This is a genomic window from Bacillus cereus group sp. BfR-BA-01309 (genome assembly GCF_022664315.1).
GTDB lineage: Bacteria > Bacillota > Bacilli > Bacillales > Bacillaceae_G > Bacillus_A > Bacillus_A mobilis.
The window spans coordinates 35151-60085 of record NZ_JAKUHE010000010.1 but is presented as its reverse complement, the minus strand read 5'-3'; the positions used below and the strand labels follow the sequence as shown (position 1 = coordinate 60085).

Genomic DNA, 24935 nt, shown 5'->3' with positions numbered 1-24935 from the left:
TTTTGAAAAAAGTAAAAACGGGAGGGTTATAAATGGCTATTGAAGTTGTGCTATATAAAAAAGAAGATGTTTCTGAAGAAATTACTTTAGTAGATATTGAAAATAGAAGTGACTATGACATGATAAAAAAGAATTTATTTTGTGCATTTGAAGGTTGCACTGCTAAAATTGAATATGTACCAAAAGGTAAGAGAATAGCGCATTTTAAAACTTGGCCAATGAGTGACCACTCATCTGATTGTATTGATTTTTTTGAAAGGGAACAAAAAAATCGCGGGCGAAAAAATCTTGCTAGTAGTTCAATGGGATTAACTGATAAACATATCAATAATGTTCTGAGAAGTTTAATTAATTCTGTTGATGAAACAGAGGAAGAAAAAGAGTTGAGGCTACAAAAACAGAGGGAAAAGAGAAAGAAAAAAAATCAGACTGTTAATAAAAATAAAGATTCTGATAGAAGTGAGGATATTAGGCCCACAACGGTTAAAGATGCTGATGAAACATTAGAAGGCAAAAGAGCCCCAAGTGTCAAGAGACGTCATAGTATTTCGTTTTTAAGTGAGGAAGATCTAGGGACTGCTATAGCATTGCATGAAAACATAGTTTCAATTAGCATTGAGGAAAAAAGAGTAGTGATTTTACTTAGAAAAAATACGAAAGAAACAAAAGTGTATTTTGAGGAAGCTTTTTTTGCCAAATCGGCTACAAATATTGGTGCGATGTTTGAAGTAGTGAAAAGAAGTTTTGATAATGGTGATGTGCTAGCGTTAGATTGTGTAGGAACGGTTGAAAGAAGAGGCGGAGAGTTAAGTTTAGTTATTGGTGGACAAAGCCATATTAGGATTAACAAAAAGACTATTCAAAATTTTGTTTTTGGAAGTTGAAGTTCTGAATTTATTTATAATATCAATCTAGTTCATAATAGATTGATATAACTTTTGTCTTAGGAAAAGTGAATAATCGGTTTTTTATCGCAATTGATTGTAAAGCGATATAATAAAAATGACTACTTCTTATATCGGAGTAGTTATTTTTATTATTGGAGTATATATTTTATATCCGAATTATAAAATGTAAATTGTTAATTAGACGATGTTTATTTTATGGGGTAACAGTATCTTTACTTGTTATGTTCACATATCCTCTAACAATTATAAGGAATTAGTTAGTCTGTTAACAAAATCCTTATATTATGATAATATAAGGATTTTGTATATTAAGGTAATTATACAATAGAGGAGGAAAGAAAATGACAAATAAAATAAACTTGTTTGAATACCGATTGCCAAAAAGATTAAAAGATTACTTCGGTTTAACCGATGAATTTAAAGATATATTAACGGAGACTAAAATTAAGGATATTTCAGATGCATTTATAGAATATAGTACATTATATTGCATTGAAGATGGTGCTTTTTCTCAAATTGCTATTGAATGTTTGAGACGTTCCCAGAATGATGAGAAATTTGGTTATCACCTAAAGTACCAATTAACAGATAAGAAAGATAGTTTTGTTGTAGAAAGCAATTATAGCGGTTTAACTCATGAGGAAGATAAGATACAGGCATTTTTTAAATTTGGACGAGTAGGGTTTGAGTTGCTCGGTTATAACACATATGATGAAATGAAAGAGGCAGGAAATAGTATTTTGCAGAAATTAACAGAAAAAGAGGCTGTAGTGCTATGTTCCAATTTTTTAATGTGCTGGCATTCCGTCCTGCAAAATTCGGATGATTCTATGAAAGCATACTTATCTTTAAGAGAATTTATAGCAAACCATTCTGCTAAAGAAACAGATGGGGTAATTATAAAGCCAAGAAAAATCAAAAGAAGGAAGATTCAAAAAAGAAGATATAGAAAATAAGGTGTTACTATTTAAAGTAACGCCTTTTTATTTTGAAGATCTATAAAACTGAGATTGATTTTAAGTAATTAGAGTCACTTTAAATGTAAAGAAGTTAAATTATGAAAGTAGAGAGGGAAGAACAACCTAAAAAATGAAAAAGTTAGTGAAGAAGTTGAAGAGGGCAAGAAAAAAATATTATTACAAGAATATAAAGTTCATTCAAGTCATCATTTCAATATTTTAGGTTTTAATAAGTTTGGATATAAGCGTGTTTTTTAGAAATTAAAAATGTTTGAATAGGTATAGAAGGGATTTTTTAGGGGATTTGACTATTTTCTCTATAGAATATAAAAATAAACAAATAAAAAACACATCAGATGTTAATTTGATACGGTTTCTAAGACTATGACCCCGAAGAGACATGAACTCACGAGCGCCTCTGTCAAGGTAAAGGTCTTCTTTTATTTATATTGATGTTATTAAAATTTTTCTATACATTCCCCTTGCACCTCCCCCAACGTCACCCCCTAACCTAAAGAGGACAAATCAAAAAGGGGAGGCAAACCACTCATGAAAACTACCACAAAAGAAAAAAGAAACACCATCATCATGCTACTACTCTCAGCCGCAATAGGAATTTTTTCACCACTAATCATGTACATCACACTGGCACGTAAAAACGAGGTGTACAAATATCATTGCCGAAAGGCGTTCAATTTTCATTTGTTAATCTTTCTTCTATTTAATATTAGTTCGCGTATTAGTGATGTTTTGTTTTGGATTGTGTTTGCCTTCGAGGTCGTTCAAGTGATCATTGTTGCGTGGAAAGTAATACGTGATGAACCATATTGTTATTTGATTCGAATTCCATTATTTAAAGAAGATAAGTATGTCGTGGAAGGAGAATAGGTGATGAAACAAGAAGTGCAGATAAGGGGAAAGCGAATTTTTATCATAATTGCCGTGTTGTTTATTGCGATTTATATTATTTTACGAAAAAGAAAGTATGAGTGCTTTTATGATGGTATTAGCGAGTATGAAAATCGTTATAGGGGGAATGTTCCTTTTTTGTTACTTGCTGTAGGTTTGTTTCAATATTGTAGGCAGAATGAGATGAGTTTTTCTCATATGCTTCAGTATGTGAGAGAGAAGTTAGCGGAGTAGGTGATGATATGACGTGGATGATTAGTGAGTTTGCAAGTGTTGGGGATGTTACGGTGCGGACGCTTCGTTATTATGACAAGATTAATTTATTAAAGCCGAGCGATTATACTGAAGGCGGGCATCGGTTATATACGAAAGATGATTTGTATGTGCTGCAGCAAATTCAATCGTTTAAGCATCTCGGTTTTTCGCTTGGGGAAATTCAAAATATTATATTGCAGCGTGATATTGAGACGAGAGATTTTTTAAGACAAATGCATTTTCAAAGAGAATTGCTTTTTGCAGAACAAGAAAGAATTGCGAAGGTGCTTTCGCATATGGATGAGATGACGAAGAAGTTTCAAAAGGAAGAACGAGTGGATGTTGCTTTGTTTTCTTCATTTCTGCAAACTCTTATATGGGAGAAAGAAAATAAAGAATGGTTAGAGGAACACTTTTCAAATGAGTGTGTTCAATCGTTTTATAGTAATAAGGAATTAAAAGAAAAGTTTGATCGGCGATTTATGGATGTGATAGGGAAGTTGAAAAAGTATAAGGAAGAAGAGAAGGATCCGAGTCATCATGACGTTCAAGTTACCTTGAAGAGATTTTTCAATTTAATAGAAGAGGTAACAAACTATCTTGATACACCTCAAAGCGATATAGAGGATATAATCCAAAAATCAAACCTTCCACTATCCGAATTCCCAACCCTCTTCACAACCGAAGAAGAAAACTATATAAAAGAAGCAATGCAGCAGTTTAACAACTAGTTAAACTGCTTTTTCTATTATAATAGAATAAAAACCAAACGGAGGGAAACCCACATGCCAACCTACAACAAACTAATCCGAAATAAAATCCCACAAATAATAAAATCCAACGGAAAAACACCCACAACAAGAATCTTAAACGAAGATGAATACATAGAGGAACTCTGCAAGAAAACACAAGAAGAACTAACCGAATACCTAGAAGCAAAAACAAAATCCGATAAACTCGAAGAACTATCCGACCTACTAGAACTAATAAACGCCCTAGCCGAACACGAAGGCACAACACTAGAAGAAATCAACAACATCCGTAAAAAGAAAGCAGAAGAACGAGGTGGTTTCTCAGATCGAGTGTTTCTAATCGAAGTAACCGATAACTAGCCCCTCCTAAGCCCCTTACAAGCCCCTACCAAGTAATAAATCACTAAGAAAAAACATAACAAAACAAAAACACCAACAAACACCGTAGTAGGAGTCGAAAAAAATTTGAAATAACACGCCAAAAACCCGGCCATCCTCCCATATATATTATGAAGAGGCTTTTACTTTTGAACGGAGACGGGAGGAATTGGGATGGCGGTGTATCGTACTGTGCAGGTGAATTTTTGGCAGGATGATTTTGTTTTGGATTTGACGCCGGAGGAGCGGTATTTTTATGTGTATTTGTTAACTTGTTCGAAGACGACGCAGTGTGGGATTTTTCCTTTTCCGAAGCGGTTAGCTGAGATGGAGACGGGTTATAATCGGGAGACTGTTGATAAGCTTGTGCAGCGTTTCATTGATTACGGGAAGATTCTTTATGATGCGGAGACGCGGGAGTTATTTGTTTTGAATTGGCTTCGTTATAATCCGGTGACGAATACGAATGTGGAGAAGTGTGTGCTTCGTGAGCTGAAGGGTGTGAAGAATAAGGAGTTTGTACATATGTTTCTTCAGAAGTGCGTAGAGGAGGAGCTGAATGTTCCGATGCTTTTAGCTCATTTCGGTATGCCGAGTGATTTGGCTGTGGATGATGTTGAGCCAGTTTGTGAGGAGACAGAGGCGGAAGAAGAGGTTATAGAGGAAGAAACGGGGAGTCGCGTTTTTTCTTTTTATGAGCAGCATTTCGGTAGTTTGTCCCCTCATACGGTAGAGGAACTGAGTGCGTGGATGGAAGATTTGTCAGAGGAGCTTGTGTTGAAGGCCCTTCAAATTGCGTTTGAGAATAATAAGCGGACGGTTGCTTATGTGAAGGGGATTTTGAGGGGCTGGCACGGGAAAGGATTTACGAAAGTGTGTGAGGTTGAGGCTGATACGGCGAGCTTTAGGAAGAAGGATTCGTCTGTTAGTACGGGGGAGACGGAGGAGTTTTTGGCGAGATGTGAGGAGTGGGAGAAGAATGCGCCGTCTGAGGAAGAGTTGCAGCGCTTTTTAGCGGAGCGCGGGTGGCGGCCATGAGTATTCAAAATGTGGAGGCGGAAAAGACGGTGTTAGGTTCTCTATTACTTGATGGAGAGCTTATTAAGGAGTGCCGTTTGACGGAGCAGTATTTTTCGATGCCTGTGCACAAGTCTATATTTCAGTTAATGCGAAAAATGGAAGAAGAGGGGCAACCGATTGATCTTGTGACGTTCATTTCTAGGGTAGATCCGAAGTTTTTAGAGGGGATCGGGGGAATGGAGTATTTTATAGGGTTAATGGATGGAGTGCCTACAACTGCCAACTTCTCTTATTATGAGGGGCTTGTTCGAGGTGCCTGGAAAATGTATCAGGCGGGTGTTCTCGGGCACAAGATGGGAGAGCGTCTTATTGCGGAGAAGAGTGAGAAAATTATTGGTGAGACGATTACGGCACTTTGTGAGTTAGAGGAAAAGGACTGTGTATGTGAGTTTGATTTGAAGGATGCGTTAGTTGATTTATATGAAGAGCTTCATCAAGATGCGAAAGAGATTACTGGTATTGAGACTGGTTATACATCGCTAAATAAAATGACGTGCGGATTGCAGGAAGGTGATTTTGTCGTTCTTGGTGCGCGTCCTTCTATGGGGAAGACTGCGTTTGCGCTAAATGTTGGAATGCATGCGGCGAAGTCTGGAGCAGCGGTTGGATTGTTTTCGTTAGAGATGAGTAGTAAGCAATTGCTGAAAAGAATGGCGTCTTGCGTAGGTGAAGTGTCAGGGGGAAGGCTGAAAAACCCGAAGCATCGGTTTGCGATGGAGGATTGGGAAAAGGTGAGTAAGGCGTTTGCGGAAATCGGGGAATTACCATTTGAGATTTACGATAACGCAGGCATTTCGGTGCAAGATATTTGGATGCAAACTCGTAAGTTAAAGAGGAAACACGGTGATAAGAAGGTTTTAGTTATTGTAGATTACTTGCAGCTTATTACGGGCGATCCGAAGCATAAGGGCAATCGATTTCAAGAGATTAGTGAAATTTCGCGTAAGCTTAAGGTATTAGCACGTGAATTAAATGTTTGTGTAGTAGCGTTATCGCAATTATCTCGTTCGGTAGAAGCACGGCAAGATAAGCGCCCTCTTTTATCTGATTTAAGAGAGACAGGACAAATTGAGCAAGATGCGGATGTCATTATGCTTATGTATCGTGAAGATTATTACGATAAGGAAACGGTGCAGAAAGAGATGACGGAGATTCATGTGGCGAAGCACCGGAATGGGCCTGTGGGGAGTTTTAAGCTGCGGTTTTTGAAGGAGTTTGGGCGGTTTGTAGAGGGGAAATAGTGAAAAGACTTGAGTATTACTTTGCATATAAAATAAAGCATAAGTGTCCTATTTCATTAACTTATGCTTTATTTTTTGATTCTTTGAATATGTTTCTTATTTCCCCATAAAAAAGGATTTTCTCTCTGTAGTAATCCATTGTTCCAAATCGTCTTGGCTACGTTGGACAAGTCGATTCACTAGCACATCATGCCATACATAATCCTCTAATAGGTATATATGAACCGGATCATCTGTATAAAAAGCAACGTTACGCTCTTCAAGTGATGGTCCATAAATCATCTCTTTAGAATCTATGGATAAAATAAACCAATGTTCTGTAGAGCGAGTTTCTGTATAAGGTGTGATACGATGTGCTTCTAGATTTTTAATTGGATTTTCAACATGCAGGGTAATACCTTGTACTGTAACTTTATCAGCGACCGCAGATAGTTCCTCTTTTAATGCTTCATACATCTCATCCCACATTGAAATGACAATACGTTGTTCTGCTTTTTTTATTAATGTCTGACAATAGCTAATGATTGTTTTTTTGTCTTTTAAAGTAATTACTCGATTATCCGTTTTTTCCTCGGAAGTTTCTAGTTTTTTTAATGAGTCACTGATTCCTTCATACGTAGACTGCCATTCTGATTGAGCCTTTTGTAAAAAGATTTCAACAGGTAGAGGCGAATAGCGAGTGGTGTCATTTATTTCTTCCTTCATGACAATTCCTTTTTCTACAAGGTTACCTAAAATCTCATAAATTCGTGCTCTTGGGACACCTGAATCTTTACTAACTTGGTAGGCTGTGACAGGTCCCTGTTTAACAAGAGATACATAAGATTTAGCTTCATATTCATTAAAACCCATTTTTTTAAGCTGTTGCACTATGTAGTCCACTTTTTTCGTCCTCCGATGTTTGTTTTTATATTTCAACGTTACAATAACTCTTTACATTTAGCAAATTATTAGTTACTATTCCAATAGTGACTAAAGAAAGGTTGATAATATGGATTTTTATTTAGACCCATCAGTATTAATTATTTTGATTGTTTTTGGATTTTTAGCTTCATTTATTGATTCAGTTGTAGGCGGTGGTGGACTGATTGCTTTACCAGCTTTATTATTTACAGGACTGAATCCAGCAAGTGCAGTAGCTACGAATAAACTAGCGTCGACAATGGGGTGTGCAACTAGTAATATTGTGTTTTATCGTTCTGGTAACCTTGATTTGAAATCGGCGTTTAAATTAGTTCCACTCACTTTCATAGGTTCCATAATAGGGGCATGGACCGTTCATTTAATGAACCCGGAAGTACTGAAGCCATTGATGCTGATAATGCTTGGAGTGGTTGCTATTTATACGATATTCAAAAAGGATTGGGGCAGTATTTCTACTCATAAGAAATTGTCTGGTCGACACTTCATTATTTTTATTTTTTTTGTTTTTGTTATTGGTTTTTATGATGGATTTCTAGGTCCTGGCACAGGTTCATTTTTAATGTTTTCTCTTTTGTTTATTGGGTATGATTTTTTAAAAGCAGCAGGTAATGCGAAGTTTCTTAATTTAGGAAGTGATATTGGGGCATTGCTGATGTTTATGTGTGTAGGACAAGTACACTATGCGTATGGTTTTATAATGGGGATTGCTCAAATTGCTGGAGGGATTGTTGGCTCCAAATTTGCTATAAAAAAAGGAAGCGGGTATGTTCGTGCCCTTTTCATTACAGTAACTTGTTTATTGTTAGCGAAAAATCTGTATGACTATATGCAGTAAGTAATGTAGAAAAGGTTAACTATGCAGGCTACATAAATATAATAGTTCCTTGTAACATGTTTTAGATGCTACCTTATTCGAAGATAGCATCTAAAAAATTAAGATAAGAGGGTGAAAATAATACAAACGAATATTTTCGGGGTATGTTTATGTACTTTAGCGAAATAACTATTCCATATTTTTCTTATAATTAGGTCGCAATACACTCTTAAAATCCACCTCAGCAATCAACACACTCACTAATATAAGTGTCGCTCCTAAATATCCTTTCCCGGTAAGTGTTTCACCTGTGAAAACGAAAGCGAAGCCTGCGGAAAAGACAGGTTCTAATGAGAAGATAAGCCCTGTATGTGTAGGCGTCGTGTATTGCTGGGCGATAACTTGCACGATAAATGCGACTGCAGTGCAAAATATGCTTAAGGCTAGGATGATTAGCCATGAGTTGGTTGTGCTAGGCAGTTTGGGCGTTTCGATAATGAATGAAAAAATAAGACTAAATAGGCTGACGAACCCGAGTTGTATGACTCCAAGTGCAATGGAGTTTACATGTTTCGTTACGCTCCCAGTGATGATGACGTGGATTGCATAAAATAAGGCAGATAGTATGCAAAATATGTCGCCGTTACCGATCTTGAATTCACTCGTTAATGTTAATAAGCCGATTCCTATTATCGTTAAAAAGATGCCTACTATAACTTTCTTTTCCGGAATGTGTTTCAAAAATATAGCTGATAATATCGGAATGAAAATGACTGTGAGACATAGTAAGAAACCAGCATTTGAAACACTCGTATACTTTGTGCCAAAAGTCGCGAAAATGTAAACGATAAATAAGACAGAAGCGAGTATAAATGCATATTTTACCGTTTTAAAATCGATTTTGAATAAATGTTTGTAAAATATTAAACCTGATAAAAGAAAGGCGATAATAAATCGTAATGCGATTAAATTGTATTCTTCTATGCCTTCGAGTCCAACCTTTGTAAGTAAGATGGATGCACCCCAGAAGAATGTAACTAGTAGTAGCCCTAAATCCGCTTTTAATTGTAGTTTCATTTCTATTCCCTCGTTATGTATAAAATTTAAAATCCCATACCCCTATCCCCATTCTTCATTTTAATATTAATTCTGAATATTTGTAACTTAAATTTATCGACGTTTTATTCCATCAAAAAAAAGCTGTTTATAAAACAGCCTCTATGTATCTGAAAATCCGAACTTTGACTAAAGATTACGTAGAATCTCCAACCCTTTTCTTGTTAAATGAATTCCTGCTCTACCTCTTTTTATTTGCACATATCCTTTCACTTTTAGGAAGTTCAATCGGTGTCTCACTTGTGCCTCAGTTAATTTCATTTCGACTTCTTCGCTCTTTTCAGAAATAATTCTTCTTCCGATTGTTTTTCCTTTTTCTTCATAATTCATGATGAGGGTAAGGATGAAAAGTGATTCTTGATCAAGAGCGTTTGAACTTGAAGAAGAGGGTTTAATATTTTCTGCCTGATCGCTATCTATTTTCTTATGCGGAGGCTTTTGGAAATAATGTTGATTAGGTAAATCATTTTTTGTTATTTGGTTTCCGGTACGGACAGCAAGCATATAATCTATCGTGTTTTTTAGTTCTCTTACATTTCCGTACCATGGGTATCCTTGAAGTTCTTCAATTAGTTCTTGTTCAATTTTGACTTTAGGGCCCGATAGCGCAACAAAATGTTTAGCCAATAATTCAATGTCATTTCGGCGCGCCCTTAATTCAGGGAGGTGTATAAAGAGTACTTTAAGCCTATGGTATAAGTCTTCTCTAAACACATTTTCTTGAATCATTTTTAGTAGATCCTTATTGGTCGCTGCAATAATCCTTACGTCTATCGGGATAATTTGGCTTCCGCCAACGCGCATGATCTCTTTTTCCTGCAATACGCGAAGTAGTCGTGCTTGGAGTTTCAGGCTAATATCTCCAATCTCATCTAAAAAAATAGTGCCGCCATTTGCTTGTTCAAATAACCCCATTTTCCCGCCCTTTTTTGCTCCGGTAAACGCTCCGTCTTCATAACCAAATAATTCACTCTCGACTAAATCATCCGATAAAGCACTAAAGTTAACAGCAAGAAAAGGGCCGCTATTTCGCTGGGAAGCGTTATGAATAGCACTTGCAAATAACTCTTTTCCAGTACCGCTTTCACCCTCAATTAATACAGTTAAATCAGTCTTAGCTAACCTTTTTGCAATTTGTTTCGTGTCTTGGATGGTAGAGCTAATCCCAACGATATTATGGAAGTTGTATTTTGCTACATATCCTTTTTTGATAAATTCTTTTCTTAATTTCCGTTCAAATCCGATGGTCTTAAGGGCATTTCTAAAAGTAACAATAATCGATTGATCATTTATATGTAGACGTTCCACTATTACATCCAAGCCGTTTACAACAAATATTCCGCTTTCTTGTTGCTTATTTGAAAGGATGAAGTTTGCTAAATCAATATTATCAATAATGGCATCAATCGGATGACCGATAGCATGTTTGCTTTTTATTTTCAGCATGCTTTCCAAGAATTCATTAAAGACAACAATTCTTCCTTCATAATCAATAGCTAGTATGCCGTCACCAACACCATCAATAACTTGATGAAGTTGTCGATGAGCTTTAGCTAAATTCTTTGTTAAATCCACTATTTTTCGATAGTATCTCTCAGAAACGTGGTTACCTGATTCCTCCATTAAATGAAATCGATCTAGAATGGACATGATTGTCGTAATATCTATTAATCTATGACCAATATTAATTACTTTTTCTACGAAGTCAGGGATAATTTCAAGTTCGCCAGGTGTGATTGCGAGCTTGATCATTTGTATATTCGTTTTTCCAGGATAGTATGGGAAATATTCAATATGGTTCAGCCCCAATTGACGCATCGTTTCAATTGATTCGTATACTGTTTCATGATTATCATTCACATATAGAGCTTGTGTTCCTTCTGGTAAAAATAAAAGCTGGTCCACGTTTTCATAATTTAATGTTCGTTTTGCTATTATTACTTCGCAGTTTTCCCCAATAAAGTCTTTCACCGTTTCTATCGTAAATGTATTAGGTAACACAATTAATGTAGAATGAAATACTTTTGGAATATTTTCTTCTACAGAAAAACTTTCGATATCTATGAGGTCACCTACCATCTCCGTTAGTTGTTGATGTAGGGCTTTTCGTGTTTCTTTTAAAACGGTGATCAATACAATGTGATTGGTTTCAAATTTGTTCATAGAGCACCTCTTTAGTTGAATGTAATTGGTTATTGTGTAACCAATTAATAACCAATTATAATACATTTCAACATAGCAAACACCAATAAAACGACAAAATATTTAAAAATATGTAAATAATCACTTTAATTTTAATGTTGGCATGATATTTGCTTATATCAATGGTGTGTAAAGAAATAATGAAATGAGTAGAGTCGTAATTTACATATTTAATTCTTTACCACTTGCTAGAAAAGGGAGGTTAAGAGGATACAATTTCAGCAGAGAAAAACAACGAAACCATTTAAATTATGAGGTGAGAGAAAATGAAACCACTAATTGGTGTTACTGGGTATTATGTTGATCATAGTGAAATAGGGAAGGAGGGCTTGCGAGGGCTACCAGGTCAAGATATGGCTATCTTTTCTTATGACTATATTCGTTCAATTCAACGAGCAGGTGCAACGGTTGTTCTACTTCCAATTGAGGAAGTTGATCAAATTGAGTCCACACTTAATCAATTAGATGGATTGTTATTGGCTGGTGGCGCGGACATCAATCCGGTTTATTACGGTGATACTCCAAAATCGTATATAGGTACTGTAGAGGAAGAACGAGATAATTTTGAATTAAATCTGGCAAAACAGGCTTTAGAAAAAGATATTCCTATTCTAGGAATTTGCCGAGGATTACAAGTGTTAAATGTTGCAGCTGGTGGAACTCTTTATCAAGACTTAGAGCACGAGATGGGGCCAGAATATTTCCATGTTCGAGAACAGTTCCGTAAATGGCAAGGCTCTCATTCCGTAGATCTTTTGGAAGAGGGAAAAGTTTATGAGGCTATTGGCCAAAAATCTTTAATGGTTAATTCTTTTCACCATCAAGCAGTGAAAACATTAGGGAAAGATTTTGAGGCGAGCGCATGGTCCTTTGATGGTGTGATAGAGGCTATTGAATCCAAAGCTCATCGTTATGTAGCAGCAGTTCAATGGCATCCAGAAATGATGTCGGAAAGGGATGTCTTGCAGCAACGTTTATTTAACCAATTTGTAAATGAAATTAGTAAAAAGGTAGTTAAATCCTAGCGTGTTATAAATAAAAGAATTGGTGGATAGCTTGGTACGTCATGGTAGTGGGGAAACCAGACTGCCGGCTGCTTGTAAAAGTAATAATCATTGGGGGATGAACGAATCCCCAATGATTAAAGTTTCACTTTATTGCAAAGGGGATTGGTATATGAGTCAAGTATCAGAGAAGGCAGTTTCATTCGAGCCAGAAGAAAAAAAGGAAAAAAAAGAATGGAAAATAAACGTATTTGCAATGTTACTTGTCTTGTTAGTTATTGCGGCTGTTATTACACATATATTGCCGGCCGGAAAATATGAACAGATTGAAAAAAATGGGTATACAACAGTAGATCCAAATTCATTTAAATGGATTGAATCAACGCCACTTGGATTTTTTGATACAGTAAAATCTATTCCTACAGGGATGGTAGAAGCTGCTAATATTATCTTTTTTATTCTTATTATCGGAGGCTTTTTTGGTGTATTAAAGGCATCCGGTACGGTTGAGGCTCTTGTTTCAACGATGGCAAAAAAACTCGCTAATCGTGAAAAGTTAATGATTCCTATTATCATGCTGTTCTTTGCACTTGGCGGATCATTAATGGGAATGGCTGAGGAAGCTTTAGTGTATGTACCTCTATTCATCCCGCTAGCTCTTGCGGTTGGATTTGATACGATAACAGGAACCGCGATGGTACTAGTAGGAGCGTCCGTCGGATTTACAACGGCAATTATGAATCCGTTTACAGTCGGGCTTGCGCAAGGGATAGCGGGTCTTCCTATGTATTCGGGGATGGGATTCCGCCTCATTTTATTCGTAGTTATATATGTAATTGCTGTTACATTCGTCTATCGTCATGCTATGAAAGTAAAGAGGGATCCTGCAAACGGAATTTACGGAAAATTCGATACAAATGAGCAAGACAGCCTATTAACAGCGAAAGTAAAGTTAACAAAAAGACATAAATGGATATTAACGGCCTTTTTAATCAATTATATTATTCTTGTATTTGGTGTTATTAAGTACGAGTGGTATATAAAAGAAATTGCAGCCTTATTTATTATTTTAACTATAATCATTGCAATCCTTGGCAAGATATCTCTTGATGATACTGTAGAATCTTTTACACAAGGATCGGCATCTTTAATCGGCGGCGCATTAATTATTGGCGTATCACGCGCTATTTTAGTTGTATTGAATCAAGGGCATATTATAGACCCACTACTGTATCAAGTATCGGAGGGAATGGAACATATTTCTCCTTTTTTAAGTGTTGTTGGAATGTACAACTTCCAAGTAGCGATTCATTTTATTTTAGCATCAGGTAGTGGCCATGCGATGTTGACAATGCCTATCATGGCGCCACTTGCAGATTTATTGGACATTACACGCCAAACAGCCGTATTATCCTTTTCATTCGCCGATGGTATTGGAAATATTATTTTTCCGACAGGTGGTACGCTAATGGCTGGATTAGCAATTGCAGGAATTTCATGGACAAGGTGGGCAAGGTGGATTCTTCCTTTAATTCTAATTGAATACTCAATCGGTTTAATAGCAGTTATAATTGCTCATCTTATCGGTTATGGTCCATCTTAATAAAGACTATAAATATAAAATTGAAGAGACTCGATATGTAGTATGTACAAAAAAACGCCTATTTCATATAGGCGTTTTTTTTGATGGAGAAGTTATTCCTCTTCAAACTGAAAAATATCCCGATTAATAAGTTGGTGGAGATACTTATCCATTTCAGCAGCGGAAACTTTTCTTTCATTTTTAAACCACCATGCGCTTAATGAGGTGATTGCCCCTGAATAAAATTCAATGATTAAATCATTTGGCATCGTATGATTTTTGCAAAGTTGATTTAACGCTTCTATTTCTTGTTTTCTCGTTTCGTGACTTAAATACTGTGTCCGGTTAATAAATTGTTCATCAGACATTTGTGTCTCTAATATTTTACCGATTTCTTCATGGTGTAGGAATTGTTCCATTACTTGAAATGGTTTACTTAATCGATCTGAAACCGGTATTTCACCAATCATCTTGCTGTATCGTTTAAATCCAAATGCTAATAAAGCATCTTTATCTTCAAAGTGTTTATAAAAGGTTGTTCGGTGTACCATCGCAAGATCACAAATTTGGTTAATCGTGATCGTACTATATTTCTGTTTTGATTGCGTCATTAATTCAAATAAGGAATCCCACAATAATTTATGTGTACGTCTAATACGTAAATCAATTTGTTTTTCATTATCATTCATCTACAATTCTCCTTTTTTGTAGATTAAATATACAGTGGCTGAAAATTGATTCTCCCTTTTTAATCTACATATGTATATTATATTACATGTGTTCCGGTGTATTTAAAGTTTTTTAAGTAAGAAACAGGAGGAGAATCTGTAAATGAATATGACAACTAAGAGCCCTGCAAGTGGCAAAGTTGATACTTCTAATATGAAACATACCCCGATTTTAATTGCATTGCTTTTAGGGGCAATGGTTGCGTTATTAAACGAAACGTTACTTGGTAATGCGTTAACCGTATTAATGAAAGAATTTGGCGTAACAGCTTCAACGATTCAATGGCTTTCTACAGCTTACATGTTGGTAGTTGGGGTTTTAGTCCCAATTACAGCGTTACTTCAGCAATGGCTCACAACGAGACAAATGTTTTTGATCGCTATGGTAACATTTTTAGTCGGTACATTAATTGCGGGATTCGCACCGACATTTTCTATTTTATTAGTTGGCCGTATCGTCCAAGCTGTAGCGACGGGGTTAATTACACCGTTATTAATGAATACGATTTTAATCATTTGTCCGCCTGAAAAACGTGGTGCCACAATGGGGTTAATCGCACTTGTGATGATGGCAGCTCCAGCAATTGGACCTACATTATCTGGAGTAATCGTAGACTCACTCAATTGGCGCTGGTTATTCTATATTGTTATTCCTTTCGTGATCATTTCAATTATGATTGGGATGAAGTACATTCAAAATGTTTCAGAGTTAACAAGGCCAAAAGTAGATTATCCATCTATCCTTTTATCGACATTAGGATTTGGCGGGCTTGTGTATAGCTTTAGTGCATCGGGTGACTTAGGATGGTCCGATGTGAAAGTGTATGGCACTTTACTTGTTGGGCTTATCTCATTATGTATTTTTGTCGTTCGACAATTAAAAATTGAGAATCCAATTTTAGAATTACGCGCATTTAAAGTTCCGATGTTTACATTATCAGTAGGATTAATCGTCATTGTGATGATGTCGTTATTTTCAACGATGACTTTATTACCGATGTTCCTGCAAACAGTTTTACTCGTTACAGCTTTTAAATCAGGAATTATCATGCTTCCGGGAAGTGTTATTAGCGCCATAATGGGACCAATCGCGGGTAAACTATTTGATAAATTTAGTCCGAAAGTTATTATCGTTCCTGGCATTGTGTTAGTGGGGATTGCAATGTTCTTATTTAAAGGCATTACTCCTGACACATCAATGGTACAAATTATTGTCATGCATAGCGTATTAATGGTTGGACTCATGTTTGTCATGACAGCACAAACATACGGCTTAAATCAATTAACACCAGATTTATATCCGCACGGAACAGCACTGTTTAGTACGTTACAACAAGTAGCTGGCGCAATTGGAACAGCTATCTTTATTTCGAAAATGTCTTCAGGAACAGCTAGCTATATGGAAAGTTCCGCAAATCCAATGGATCCAGTAGAGAAGTTAAACGGTTTAACATCAGGATTCCAAGGTGCATTTACACTAGGGTTAGTCTTTATCATTATTGCATTTATCGTATCGCTGTTTTTAAAAGAAGAGAAAAAGGGAGTAAAGGCAGCGAGGGCTTTACAGAACGAGAATTAAGGTTTATATAAAAAAGACATCTTTTCTAGGAAAGGTGTCTTTTTACATGTCTTTTGTAACATCATACCGTAGCAACGGCCCCTGATCATAAAACCTCTCAAAAATAATCCCCATTATATAAAAGAACACTAAACCAAAACCAACATGAATAAGTGTAAAGGTAGTGCCAAATGAAGAAAATTCATACACGAGAATTGGCAATTTCGCAGTTGTCCAAACGCCTAAGAAAAATACGATGTACCGAATGCTTGCGCCTTTTTGTAAGAGTAGTGCTGCAATTGGGAAGGCAACGTAGAGAGGACCAGCTGCGATGCCGCCTAATAATAGAGAGAATAAGATTCCGTATACGCCGGAATTTGCGCCCATATATTTCATGAGCGTTTCTTTTTTCACCCATTGATCAAGTAATCCTACAAATAGTAGGACAGGGGGAAGGAGAAACAACATATCTAAAATGCTATTCCCTGTTAATTGTAATGCGCTCCATCCTAAAGATTGATTTATAAAAGTTAATACAATGAGCCCCAGTAGTAAGATGAAAAAGAAACGGTATCTCTTTAGTTCTTTCATACCATCACCACCCAAATGATATAGGAGAATAGAAGTGACATGAGTAATGCAGACGCATTACGTGCGTAAGCAAAGCTTCGCCCAAATATCTTTTGTTCCATCGGTAATGTTGTGATTCCTACTGACATGAGTGTAGACATAAGTGCCGCAACTTGAGGAAGGCCTGCGCCGTGTTGGACTAATGTATTGCCGAGTGGGAATACGACGAAGCTTGGAATAAGTGCAATGGAGCCGAGTATGGCTGAATAAACAATGCCGAGAAATCCAGATTGCTCCCCAATAATAGAAGAGATGAAAGACGGCGTTAATATAGAAAGCGATAAGCCAACGAAAAGCATGATGGAAAGCATCGCAGGTAGAAGATTGCGAAACATTTTCCACGACTTCATTAGAGCTCTTTTCGTTTTATTGCGGTCCTTCATAAAAGAAATCCCCGTAAGAATAATGGCTAAAGTATAAAGAATCACACCGTTAATCATGATCGGAATCCTTTAAGTCCTTATATTTTTCTATGAAAAAGGATAAGTTCTTCATTTTTTCTTCAATATCCATTTGGAAATCTGCCAATTGTTCCTTTCCAGCAGGCGTAATTTTGTACATCTTTCTCGGTTTGTCTTGATGATCTGTACTTACATAAGATTCAATTGCACCTTCGTTTTCTAATTTCTTTAGCGTACGATATAAAATGGCGCTATCGATTGGATTAACTGGAAGTTCTTCTTCGCACTTTTGCAATAATTGCCCGCCATAGTTATCCCCCTCAGCTAAAAATAACAAAAGAAATGCACCTGTATGTCTTCCTGTATGTTTCATGGATATACCTCCTTGAATGAATTAGAATTAATACTGTTAATGACAGTATACTGTTGTTAACAGTATATGGTGCATGAAGTGCTATGTCAATTTTAAAATGTGCGAGTTTCGAGGATACTATTTTCTAACGATTAACGTTGATAAACTACCAATGAGAAGGGGTTGTACATCAAAAAACACAAAAAAAAGACACTCTCAAGAGTGCCTCTTATTAGCAGCCGAATCCGCCGCCCCAACAGCTAGCTCCTACGATGATTAATAAAATAAATAGTACAACAAGTAAAGCGAATCCGCCGCCGAAACCGCAGCCTCCACCACAACTACCGCCATAGCCCATATTAACTCCTCCTTCCATAAAGACCATTAATTAATGGATTTAATGTACTTTATGTCTTTACGGATAAACTTGAGCAGGTCCTTTTGAAAAATAAAAAGTGCTTAGATTTAATGAGAATTGACGACCTTATTTTTGTCACGGGTATTAAGCTGATGACATATTGTATTTTATTCTGTGTATTGGGGGAAGGAGGATCTTTATGGCCAATTCTGAAATGATTTTACGATTACTTACGGATTTAAAGATTGAACAGCAAGCTTTAAAAGAACAGCTGGAAAAAATGCAAACAGCTGTGACTATTCTTGAAGAAAAATCAGTGATTGTGGAAGAAAAACCAGCGACTATTGAAGAAAAACCAATGAATATTGAAGAAAAATCAGCTGCTGCAAAGCAAAGAGCTCATTCTGGACGCCCAACATCTTTTCGTGCTTGGAGAGCATCTTCGCAAAAAAATTCATAAAAGTATAAGAAAAGAAGACATCGATTACGATGTCTTTTTTTGCTTGTACAATCCAAATGAAGTTAAGAAGATATATCCATATTGCTTTAAAAATAAGAAGAAAATAACGATTGTCGACTCCTGTTTTAGTATAGCATGTAATAATAAATATTTTTATGCAATGTTGCATATATATAGATTATATGATATTTATTGTATATATTTTAGTTGTCTGTTATTTGTTTTAATTCATTTACTTATATTATTTTTTGAGTGCCTCAGTGATGGGGCTTTTTTTTTTAGTGTGAAAGCAGAAACCCCTCAAGCTCAGGGAGGGGTTACATAACTAGGAAAAAGATTATTGGTGCTTAATGAGATGAAGATATGGATGTTGCATCTAGATTTCTTCTAAATGGATTAATATTTATTTTTAAACCGTTCCCCATAAATGATAAACCATACCGAAAACAAAAAAAGCTAGTCCTACAAACAGAACGATTAAAGCAAGCATTCCGTTTTTATTATGTTCCATATAGTCAGCTCCTTTTTTAGTTATATACAAAAAGCCTTTAGTCGTAATTATGGCTAAAGGATCGGATTCTCATACTTTTTAGTTTACAAAGAAAAGACACCCATATAAGAGTGTCTTTTCCGATAGTTTGTTTAGTCTTAGCAGAAGCAAGAAGCTCCAACGATGATTAATAAAATGAATAACACAACTAATAATGCAAATCCTCCAGCAAAACCGCAGCCTCCGCCGCAACTACCACCAAATCCCATAATAGTTCCTCCTTTAATAAGAGGGGAAAAACAAAGGGTCACTCGTGTTTTTTTAACGGATTCCATTTACTTTATGTTTTGACGTATAAACGTGAGCAGGTCCTTTTGAAAATAAAAAAAGACACCTTAAGGTGCCTTTATCCCGCTTTAATGGGCAGTAAGACCCCCACCTCAAAATTCAGCGAAAGCAAAGAAGTTAGGTGGGGGATCAACTGCCCATAAAAGTCCGATTGGTGAGGGCTGATAATCAGTGGGGGATGAAGAAAACCCCCACTGATTAAAGTTTCACTTTATGTAATTAATATTCGCTAGCATAAAACTCTTTTATTAGTTTTATTTCATTTGTATCCGGGTCAAACTTAAATATTTTAATTCGATTAGATTCGTCTTTATAGGCAAATGTATTATCGCCAACTTGGGTCATATTGCTAATATTTAAGCTAGGATCACTATCATGGTCAGTGATATCAACAGTTTTCTCACGATCCCAAAATGCAATGACAATGATTAAGATGATCAGGCATATACGTATGTTACGTAGTTCTCTTGCTAGAGGATGCTCCATATGATAGTCTCCTTCTTTAATTAATAAATTTTGTTTATAAAAGAGATACTTCCTATGAGAATATAAATAAAAAAGACACTGTAAAAAGTGTCTTTTTTATCTAATTTATGCGCATTGCTTAATAAGACGCTAGTTCCTCAAGCTAAATATGAGTAACTATGTAGGGTAATTTCATTATAACATTTTAACCATTACTGGGTCTATATGGAATTTTATCGATAATTATGTTTAATTATTCAGAATGGTACATGTAGTGAAAAATATATATTCCCTATAGTAATTGTAAAATATAATGCTGTATATAACTAGTCTTGTAATGAATGTAAGCAACAGCTGATAAACGGTTAGTATTTTTCCTTGTAAAAAAATATTCAATAATTTATCATTGCAACCGCTTACTCTTTGTGTATAATAAAGGTAAGTTAATAAGTAAAAGGATTGTTACTGTTCGGCAGGCAAAACCTAAATTGATCTAGAGGCTACGGGTGTAGTGTGGCTTTTGGAATCAGTTTAGGTTTTTTTATTACCTTTTGTGACTTTAAGAAGAAGAAGGCGGAACAATATGAAGATCCATAAAATCTTAAATAACAATGTTGTTTGTACGATGAAGGATACTGAGACAGAAGTTGTACTGATGGGCAGAGGTTTGGGATTTCAGAAAAAAGTAGGCGATACGATTGATGAATCTAAGGTAGAAAAGACCTTTGTGCTAGAAACAAGAGAATTATCAGAGAAACTTGCTAGGTTGCTAACTGAAATTCCTGTAGAAAATTTAGAGATTACAGAGAGAATTATTCAGTTTGCTAAGACAGCTTTGCCGGGGACTTTAAGTGATTATATTTATCTTACATTAACAGATCACTTAAGTTTCGCCTTAACTCGGCATAAAGAAGGAATGGATCTTAAAAATACTTTGCTTTGGGAGATTAAGAGGTTCTATCAGAATGAGTTTGAAATTGGTCTACAAGCTTTGAACATAATTGAAGAAGAGACTGGGCTTAGACTTTCTGAAGATGAAGCAGGGTCAATTGCACTACATTTCGTTAATGCACAGCAAGGAGAGCCGGCGATGCAACAAACGGTAGCGATGACGAAAATCGTCCAAGATATTTTAAATGTTGTAAAGTACCACTATAAGATGAACTTAGATGAAAGTTCATTTAATTTTAGCCGGTTTGTAACGCATTTACGATACTTTGCGCAGCGTTTAATGCAGAAGGAATTGAACTCGGCCGATGATGATTTTTTATACGAGCAAGTGAAAAGTAAGTATGAAGAGGCATATTGTTGTACAGAAAAAATTGAAGCATACTTACGAAAAGCACATAATAGTCATCTTTCAAAAGATGAAAAGGTGTACTTAACGTTGCACATTCATCGTGTAACGAAACGTAATGAATTATGTAATTGAATAAACGGGATTGTTACTGTTTGGCAGGCAAAACCTAAATTGACTTGTAATGGAGTGATTCGTATGTATCACACCGTTATGGTTAGTTTAGGTTTTTTCTTTTATAAAAAATAATAAATGGGATGATTGTAGGGAGGGAAATTACTATGAAGTATGAAAAATTAGCAAAAGATATACTGAAACATGTTGGCGGAAGAGAAAATATACATAGCGTTGTACATTGTATAACTCGCTTACGATTTCAGTTAAAAGATGAGGGGAAAGCAAATACAGAAGTACTGAAAAGTATGGAAGATGTTGTGACTGTTATGAAAAGCGGCGGACAATATCAAGTTGTAATTGGTAACCATGTATCGGACGTATACAAAGCGGTTATTGCTGTTGGAGGGTTTCAAGAAGCTGAGGAAGAAACTACGAGCGAGAAGAAAAAGAGTAGTCTTATAGATATTCTTTCTAGCATTTTTACTCCTATTTTAGGAGTGCTAGCTGCAACAGGGATGATTAAAGGATTTAATGCATTATTTGTAGCGTTAGGCTGGTTAAGTACACAGTCAGGAACGTATCAAATATTAAATGCAGTTGGAGATTCGTTATTTTATTTCTTCCCGATTTTCCTTGGATATACAGCAAGTAAGAAATTCGGGGGATCACCATTCATCGGTATGGCAATTGGAGGAGCGTTAGTCTATCCAGCTTTATCAGGTTTAAAAGCAAGTGAGCCATTATATACGTTATTTGCAGGAACGATGTTTGAATCACCAATTCATATTACGTTTTTAGGAATACCAGTTATTTTAATGAACTATGCATCATCTGTTATTCCAATTATTCTTGCTGCTTATTTTGGAGCGAAAGTAGAACAGTCTTTAAAGAAAATTATTCCAGATGTTGTGAAAACATTTTTATTACCATTCTTCACATTATTAATCGTTGTACCAGTTACATTTCTCGTTATTGGCCCAATTGCGACGTGGGCAGGGCAGTTTTTAGGACAGGCGACGCTTTGGGTTTATCATGCAAGCCCATTAGTAGCGGGTGCTTTACTCGGTGCTTTCTGGCAAGTACTTGTCATATTTGGCCTTCATTGGGGCGTTGTTCCGATTGGCTATAACAATTTAGCAGTAAACGGTGTGGATCCGATACTAGCGCTTATATTTGCCGCTTCATTTGCTCAAATTGGTGCTGTGCTTGGTGTTTGGATGAAAACGAAAGACAAGAAATTAAAAACACTTAGTATTCCAGCTTTTATTTCAGGTATTTTCGGTGTTACAGAGCCGGCGATTTATGGTATTACACTTCCTCTTAAAAAGCCGTTTATTATGAGCTGTATCGCTGGAGGAATTGGCGGCGCAATACTTGGCGTATTTGGTACACAAGCTTATATGACAGGCGGACTTGGTATATTTACGCTTCCGACATTCATTAGTCCGAAAGATGGGATTACAGCTGGATTTTGGGGAGCAATTATTTCGATGGTTGTTTCTTTAATAGTAGGTTTTGTTCTAACTTACTTATTTGGTTTTACGAAAAAGCAAACATCTACAGAAACAGCTGAAACAATTGATAAAATCGCTGCATCAAACGATGATGAAGTAATCTTTAGTCCTTTCCATGGCGTCGTTATGCCGCTGCAAAATATTGACGATGCTGCATTTGCATCAGGTGCGCTAGGTGAAGGAGTCGCGATTGAGCCTTCAGAAGGAAAGTTGTTTTCACCAGTTTCAGGTATAATCTCTGCGCTGTTCCCGACGAATCATGCAGTAGGAATTACGGCGGATTCAGGTGCTGAAATTTTAATCCATATTGGAATGGATACTGTGAAATTAAATGGCGAATTTTTCTCTTCTCATATTGAACAAGGAGTGAGAGTAGAAAAAGGACAATTACTTATTGAGTTTAATATAGATGAAATTCAAAAGGCGGGTTATATTGTGACAACACCAGTTGTTGTTACAAATTATGATAAATATAGCATCAAAAAAACGGAAATAGAAAAGATTCAAGCAGGAGATTCCTTACTAAAGTTAGGAGTTAAATAGTAGTTACATTTCATACAGGTTCAAACGAAGAAAGGTATTCTTTAAAACTTACAATAGCTTTCCTCGTTCATTCTTATATAAAGGAGTTTTTCTATATGTCTAAAGTTAATTTTCCAAAAGGATTTTTATGGGGTGGAGCAACTGCAGCCAATCAAGTTGAAGGTGCATATGTAGAAGACGGAAAAGGATTAACGACGGTTGATCTATTACCAACTGGTGAAAATCGCTGGGATATTATGAAAGGAAATATTCATTCCTTTACACCTGTAGAAGGAGAGTTTTACCCGTCACACGAAGCGATTGATTTTTATCATCGTTATAAAGAAGATATTGCACTCTTTGCAGAAATGGGATTTAAAGCGTTACGTGTATCGATTGCGTGGACGCGTATTTTCCCAAGTGGTGAAGATGAAAAGCCAAATGAAGCAGGATTACAGTTTTATGATAATTTGTTTGATGAACTGTTAAAGCACGGTATTGAACCAGTTGTTACGATGGCTCACTTCGATGTACCTGTTCATTTAGTAGAAAAGTATGGAAGCTGGAGAAGTAGAAAGCTTGTAAACTTCTTCGAGACGTACGCAAAAACGATCTTTAATAGATATAAAGATAAAGTGAAATATTGGATGACGTTTAATGAAATTAATATGCTTTTACATTTACCTTTCATGGGAGCAGGTCTAGCGTTTAAAGAAGGGGATAATAAAAAACAAATTCAGTATCAAGCAGCGCATCACCAACTTGTTGCAAGTGCGTTAGCTGTAAAAGCGTGTCATGAAATCATTCCAGATGCGAAAATCGGTTGTATGCTTGCTGCGGGTGCAACGTATCCATATACATGTAATCCAGACGACGTTCTTCGTGCGATGGAACAAGACCGTGAATCATTCTTCTTCATTGATGTACAAGCAAGAGGAGCATATCCTGGATACGCAAAACGCTTCTTTAAGGATAATAATGTAACAATTGAAATGGAAAAAGAAGATGAGGAAATTTTAAAAGAGCATACAGTTGATTATATTGGCTTTAGCTACTATTCAAGCCGAGCAACAAGTACAGATCCAGAAGTGTTAAAAAGCATAACGAGCGGAAATGTATTCGGTTCTGTTGAAAATCCATACCTTGAAAAATCAGAGTGGGGATGGACGATTGACCCGAAAGGCTTCCGTATTACAGCAAACCAACTGTACGATCGTTACCAAAAACCGTTATTTGTTGTTGAAAATGGTCTCGGTGCAATCGATCAATTAAATGGTGAAGAAGAAGTGAATGATGAATACCGTATTGATTACTTACAAAAACATATGATTGAAATGTCCGAAGCCATCCAAGATGGAGTAGATATTATCGGATATACAAGCTGGGGCCCAATTGACCTTGTAAGTGCTTCGACTGGAGAAATGAAAAAACGTTACGGATATATATACGTTGATAAAGATAATGAAGGAAAAGGTTCATTAAAAAGATCGAAGAAGAAAAGCTTCGATTGGTATAAGGAAGTAATTAAGACGAATGGTAAGAGTTTGGAGTCTTGAGTATGAAAGGGAGAC

The 24935-nt window shown here is 36.1% G+C and carries 26 protein-coding genes; 16 read left to right on the top strand and 10 right to left on the bottom strand.

Annotated features, from left to right (window positions below; all coding sequences use genetic code 11):
* Positions 1-32: 32 nt before the first annotated feature.
* The 8 genes from MR115_RS19210 to dnaB all read left to right on the top strand — a co-directional run bounded on the left by MR115_RS19210 (position 33) and on the right by dnaB (position 6482).
* Positions 33-884, top strand: coding sequence for a hypothetical protein (locus MR115_RS19210; RefSeq protein ID WP_098920567.1), 852 nt, complete (start codon positions 33-35; stop codon positions 882-884).
* Positions 885-1249: 365 nt separating this feature from the next.
* Entirely contained in the window at positions 1250-1864 is a 615-nt protein-coding gene (locus MR115_RS19205) for a hypothetical protein (RefSeq protein WP_098228905.1), read from the top strand.
* A gap of 552 nt (positions 1865-2416) precedes the next feature.
* Entirely contained in the window at positions 2417-2755 is a 339-nt protein-coding gene (locus MR115_RS19200; protein ID WP_242242359.1) for a magnetosome magnetite crystal formation protein family, read from the top strand.
* 3 nt (positions 2756-2758) lie between these two features.
* On the top strand, positions 2759-3010 hold the full coding sequence (locus MR115_RS19195; RefSeq protein ID WP_242242356.1) for an autophagy-related protein 27: 252 nt from the start codon (positions 2759-2761) through the stop codon (positions 3008-3010).
* Positions 3011-3018: 8 nt separating this feature from the next.
* Positions 3019-3762, top strand: coding sequence for a MerR family transcriptional regulator (locus MR115_RS19190; RefSeq protein WP_242242354.1), 744 nt, complete (start codon positions 3019-3021; stop codon positions 3760-3762).
* Positions 3763-3816: 54 nt separating this feature from the next.
* Positions 3817-4143: a nucleoside triphosphate pyrophosphohydrolase gene (locus tag MR115_RS19185; RefSeq protein ID WP_242242353.1), complete on the top strand. Its 327-nt coding sequence runs from the start codon at positions 3817-3819 to the stop codon at positions 4141-4143.
* 192 nt (positions 4144-4335) lie between these two features.
* A complete protein-coding gene (locus tag MR115_RS19180) occupies positions 4336-5199 on the top strand; it encodes a DnaD domain-containing protein (protein ID WP_098944875.1) in 864 nt (287 codons plus the stop codon).
* Positions 5196-6482 (top strand): replicative DNA helicase, encoded by a 1287-nt coding sequence (dnaB, locus tag MR115_RS19175; RefSeq protein WP_242242352.1) that lies wholly within the window; start codon positions 5196-5198, stop codon positions 6480-6482. The genes MR115_RS19180 and dnaB overlap by 4 nt, the downstream gene beginning before the upstream one ends.
* 96 nt (positions 6483-6578) lie before the next feature.
* Here the strand turns inward: dnaB and MR115_RS19170 are convergent, their stop codons facing one another.
* The gene (locus tag MR115_RS19170; protein ID WP_242242351.1) at positions 6579-7364 is read right to left on the bottom strand and encodes a TrmB family transcriptional regulator; all 786 of its coding nucleotides are present in this window, start codon (positions 7362-7364) and stop codon (positions 6579-6581) included.
* A gap of 109 nt (positions 7365-7473) precedes the next feature.
* Here MR115_RS19170 and MR115_RS19165 point away from each other — a divergent pair, with 109 nt between their 5' ends.
* Positions 7474-8241, top strand: coding sequence for a TSUP family transporter (locus tag MR115_RS19165; protein ID WP_242242350.1), 768 nt, complete (start codon positions 7474-7476; stop codon positions 8239-8241).
* 168 nt (positions 8242-8409) lie between these two features.
* Here the strand turns inward: MR115_RS19165 and MR115_RS19160 are convergent, their stop codons facing one another.
* Both MR115_RS19160 and MR115_RS19155 read right to left on the bottom strand, forming a co-directional pair.
* The gene (locus tag MR115_RS19160; RefSeq protein WP_242242347.1) at positions 8410-9297 is read right to left on the bottom strand and encodes a DMT family transporter; all 888 of its coding nucleotides are present in this window, start codon (positions 9295-9297) and stop codon (positions 8410-8412) included.
* Positions 9298-9465: 168 nt separating this feature from the next.
* Positions 9466-11499, bottom strand: coding sequence for a sigma 54-interacting transcriptional regulator (locus MR115_RS19155; protein WP_242242345.1), 2034 nt, complete (start codon positions 11497-11499; stop codon positions 9466-9468).
* 305 nt (positions 11500-11804) lie between these two features.
* Here MR115_RS19155 and MR115_RS19150 point away from each other — a divergent pair, with 305 nt between their 5' ends.
* Together MR115_RS19150 and MR115_RS19145 are read left to right on the top strand one after the other, a co-directional pair.
* Positions 11805-12563 (top strand): gamma-glutamyl-gamma-aminobutyrate hydrolase family protein, encoded by a 759-nt coding sequence (locus MR115_RS19150; RefSeq protein WP_242242343.1) that lies wholly within the window; start codon positions 11805-11807, stop codon positions 12561-12563.
* A 151-nt stretch (positions 12564-12714) separates the two neighbouring features.
* Entirely contained in the window at positions 12715-14145 is a 1431-nt protein-coding gene (locus MR115_RS19145; protein ID WP_242242342.1) for a YfcC family protein, read from the top strand.
* Positions 14146-14237: 92 nt separating this feature from the next.
* On the opposite strand, the gene MR115_RS19140 is transcribed toward MR115_RS19145, so the two are convergent.
* Positions 14238-14813 carry a TetR/AcrR family transcriptional regulator gene (locus MR115_RS19140; protein ID WP_242242341.1) on the bottom strand — a complete coding sequence of 192 codons (576 nt, stop codon included), beginning with the start codon at positions 14811-14813 and terminating at the stop codon, positions 14238-14240.
* Positions 14814-14955: 142 nt separating this feature from the next.
* On the opposite strand from MR115_RS19140, the gene MR115_RS19135 reads away from it, so the two are divergent.
* The gene (locus MR115_RS19135) at positions 14956-16431 is read left to right on the top strand and encodes an MDR family MFS transporter (protein WP_242242340.1); all 1476 of its coding nucleotides are present in this window, start codon (positions 14956-14958) and stop codon (positions 16429-16431) included.
* Between the two features lie 42 nt (positions 16432-16473).
* Here MR115_RS19135 and MR115_RS19130 read toward each other — a convergent pair whose 3' ends face one another.
* From MR115_RS19130 to MR115_RS19115, 4 genes are all read right to left on the bottom strand, one after another.
* Complete coding sequence (locus MR115_RS19130) at positions 16474-17001, bottom strand: permease (RefSeq protein WP_242242338.1); 528 nt, start codon at positions 16999-17001, stop codon at positions 16474-16476.
* The gene (locus MR115_RS19125; protein WP_242242336.1) at positions 16998-17480 is read right to left on the bottom strand and encodes a hypothetical protein; all 483 of its coding nucleotides are present in this window, start codon (positions 17478-17480) and stop codon (positions 16998-17000) included. The genes MR115_RS19130 and MR115_RS19125 overlap by 4 nt, the downstream gene beginning before the upstream one ends.
* Positions 17473-17814, bottom strand: coding sequence for a PadR family transcriptional regulator (locus MR115_RS19120; protein ID WP_242242334.1), 342 nt, complete (start codon positions 17812-17814; stop codon positions 17473-17475). The genes MR115_RS19125 and MR115_RS19120 overlap by 8 nt, the downstream gene beginning before the upstream one ends.
* A 211-nt stretch (positions 17815-18025) precedes the next feature.
* The gene (locus MR115_RS19115) at positions 18026-18151 is read right to left on the bottom strand and encodes a YjcZ family sporulation protein (RefSeq protein WP_000540377.1); all 126 of its coding nucleotides are present in this window, start codon (positions 18149-18151) and stop codon (positions 18026-18028) included.
* A 199-nt stretch (positions 18152-18350) separates the two neighbouring features.
* Between MR115_RS19115 and MR115_RS19110 the strand changes: the two genes are divergently transcribed.
* Entirely contained in the window at positions 18351-18611 is a 261-nt protein-coding gene (locus MR115_RS19110; protein ID WP_061679467.1) for a hypothetical protein, read from the top strand.
* A 648-nt stretch (positions 18612-19259) separates the two neighbouring features.
* On the opposite strand, the gene MR115_RS19105 is transcribed toward MR115_RS19110, so the two are convergent.
* Together MR115_RS19105 and MR115_RS19100 are read right to left on the bottom strand one after the other, a co-directional pair.
* Positions 19260-19370 (bottom strand): YjcZ family sporulation protein, encoded by a 111-nt coding sequence (locus MR115_RS19105; protein ID WP_000505681.1) that lies wholly within the window; start codon positions 19368-19370, stop codon positions 19260-19262.
* Positions 19371-19668: 298 nt separating this feature from the next.
* The gene (locus tag MR115_RS19100; RefSeq protein ID WP_242242330.1) at positions 19669-19935 is read right to left on the bottom strand and encodes a YmzC family protein; all 267 of its coding nucleotides are present in this window, start codon (positions 19933-19935) and stop codon (positions 19669-19671) included.
* 562 nt (positions 19936-20497) lie between these two features.
* Here MR115_RS19100 and licT point away from each other — a divergent pair.
* From licT to MR115_RS19085, 3 genes are all read left to right on the top strand, one after another.
* Positions 20498-21346 (top strand): BglG family transcription antiterminator LicT, encoded by an 849-nt coding sequence (gene licT, locus MR115_RS19095; RefSeq protein ID WP_242242329.1) that lies wholly within the window; start codon positions 20498-20500, stop codon positions 21344-21346.
* 146 nt (positions 21347-21492) lie between these two features.
* On the top strand, positions 21493-23385 hold the full coding sequence (locus tag MR115_RS19090; RefSeq protein WP_242242328.1) for a beta-glucoside-specific PTS transporter subunit IIABC: 1893 nt from the start codon (positions 21493-21495) through the stop codon (positions 23383-23385).
* A gap of 95 nt (positions 23386-23480) precedes the next feature.
* On the top strand, positions 23481-24920 hold the full coding sequence (locus tag MR115_RS19085) for a 6-phospho-beta-glucosidase (protein WP_063263238.1): 1440 nt from the start codon (positions 23481-23483) through the stop codon (positions 24918-24920).
* Positions 24921-24935 lie beyond the last annotated feature (15 nt).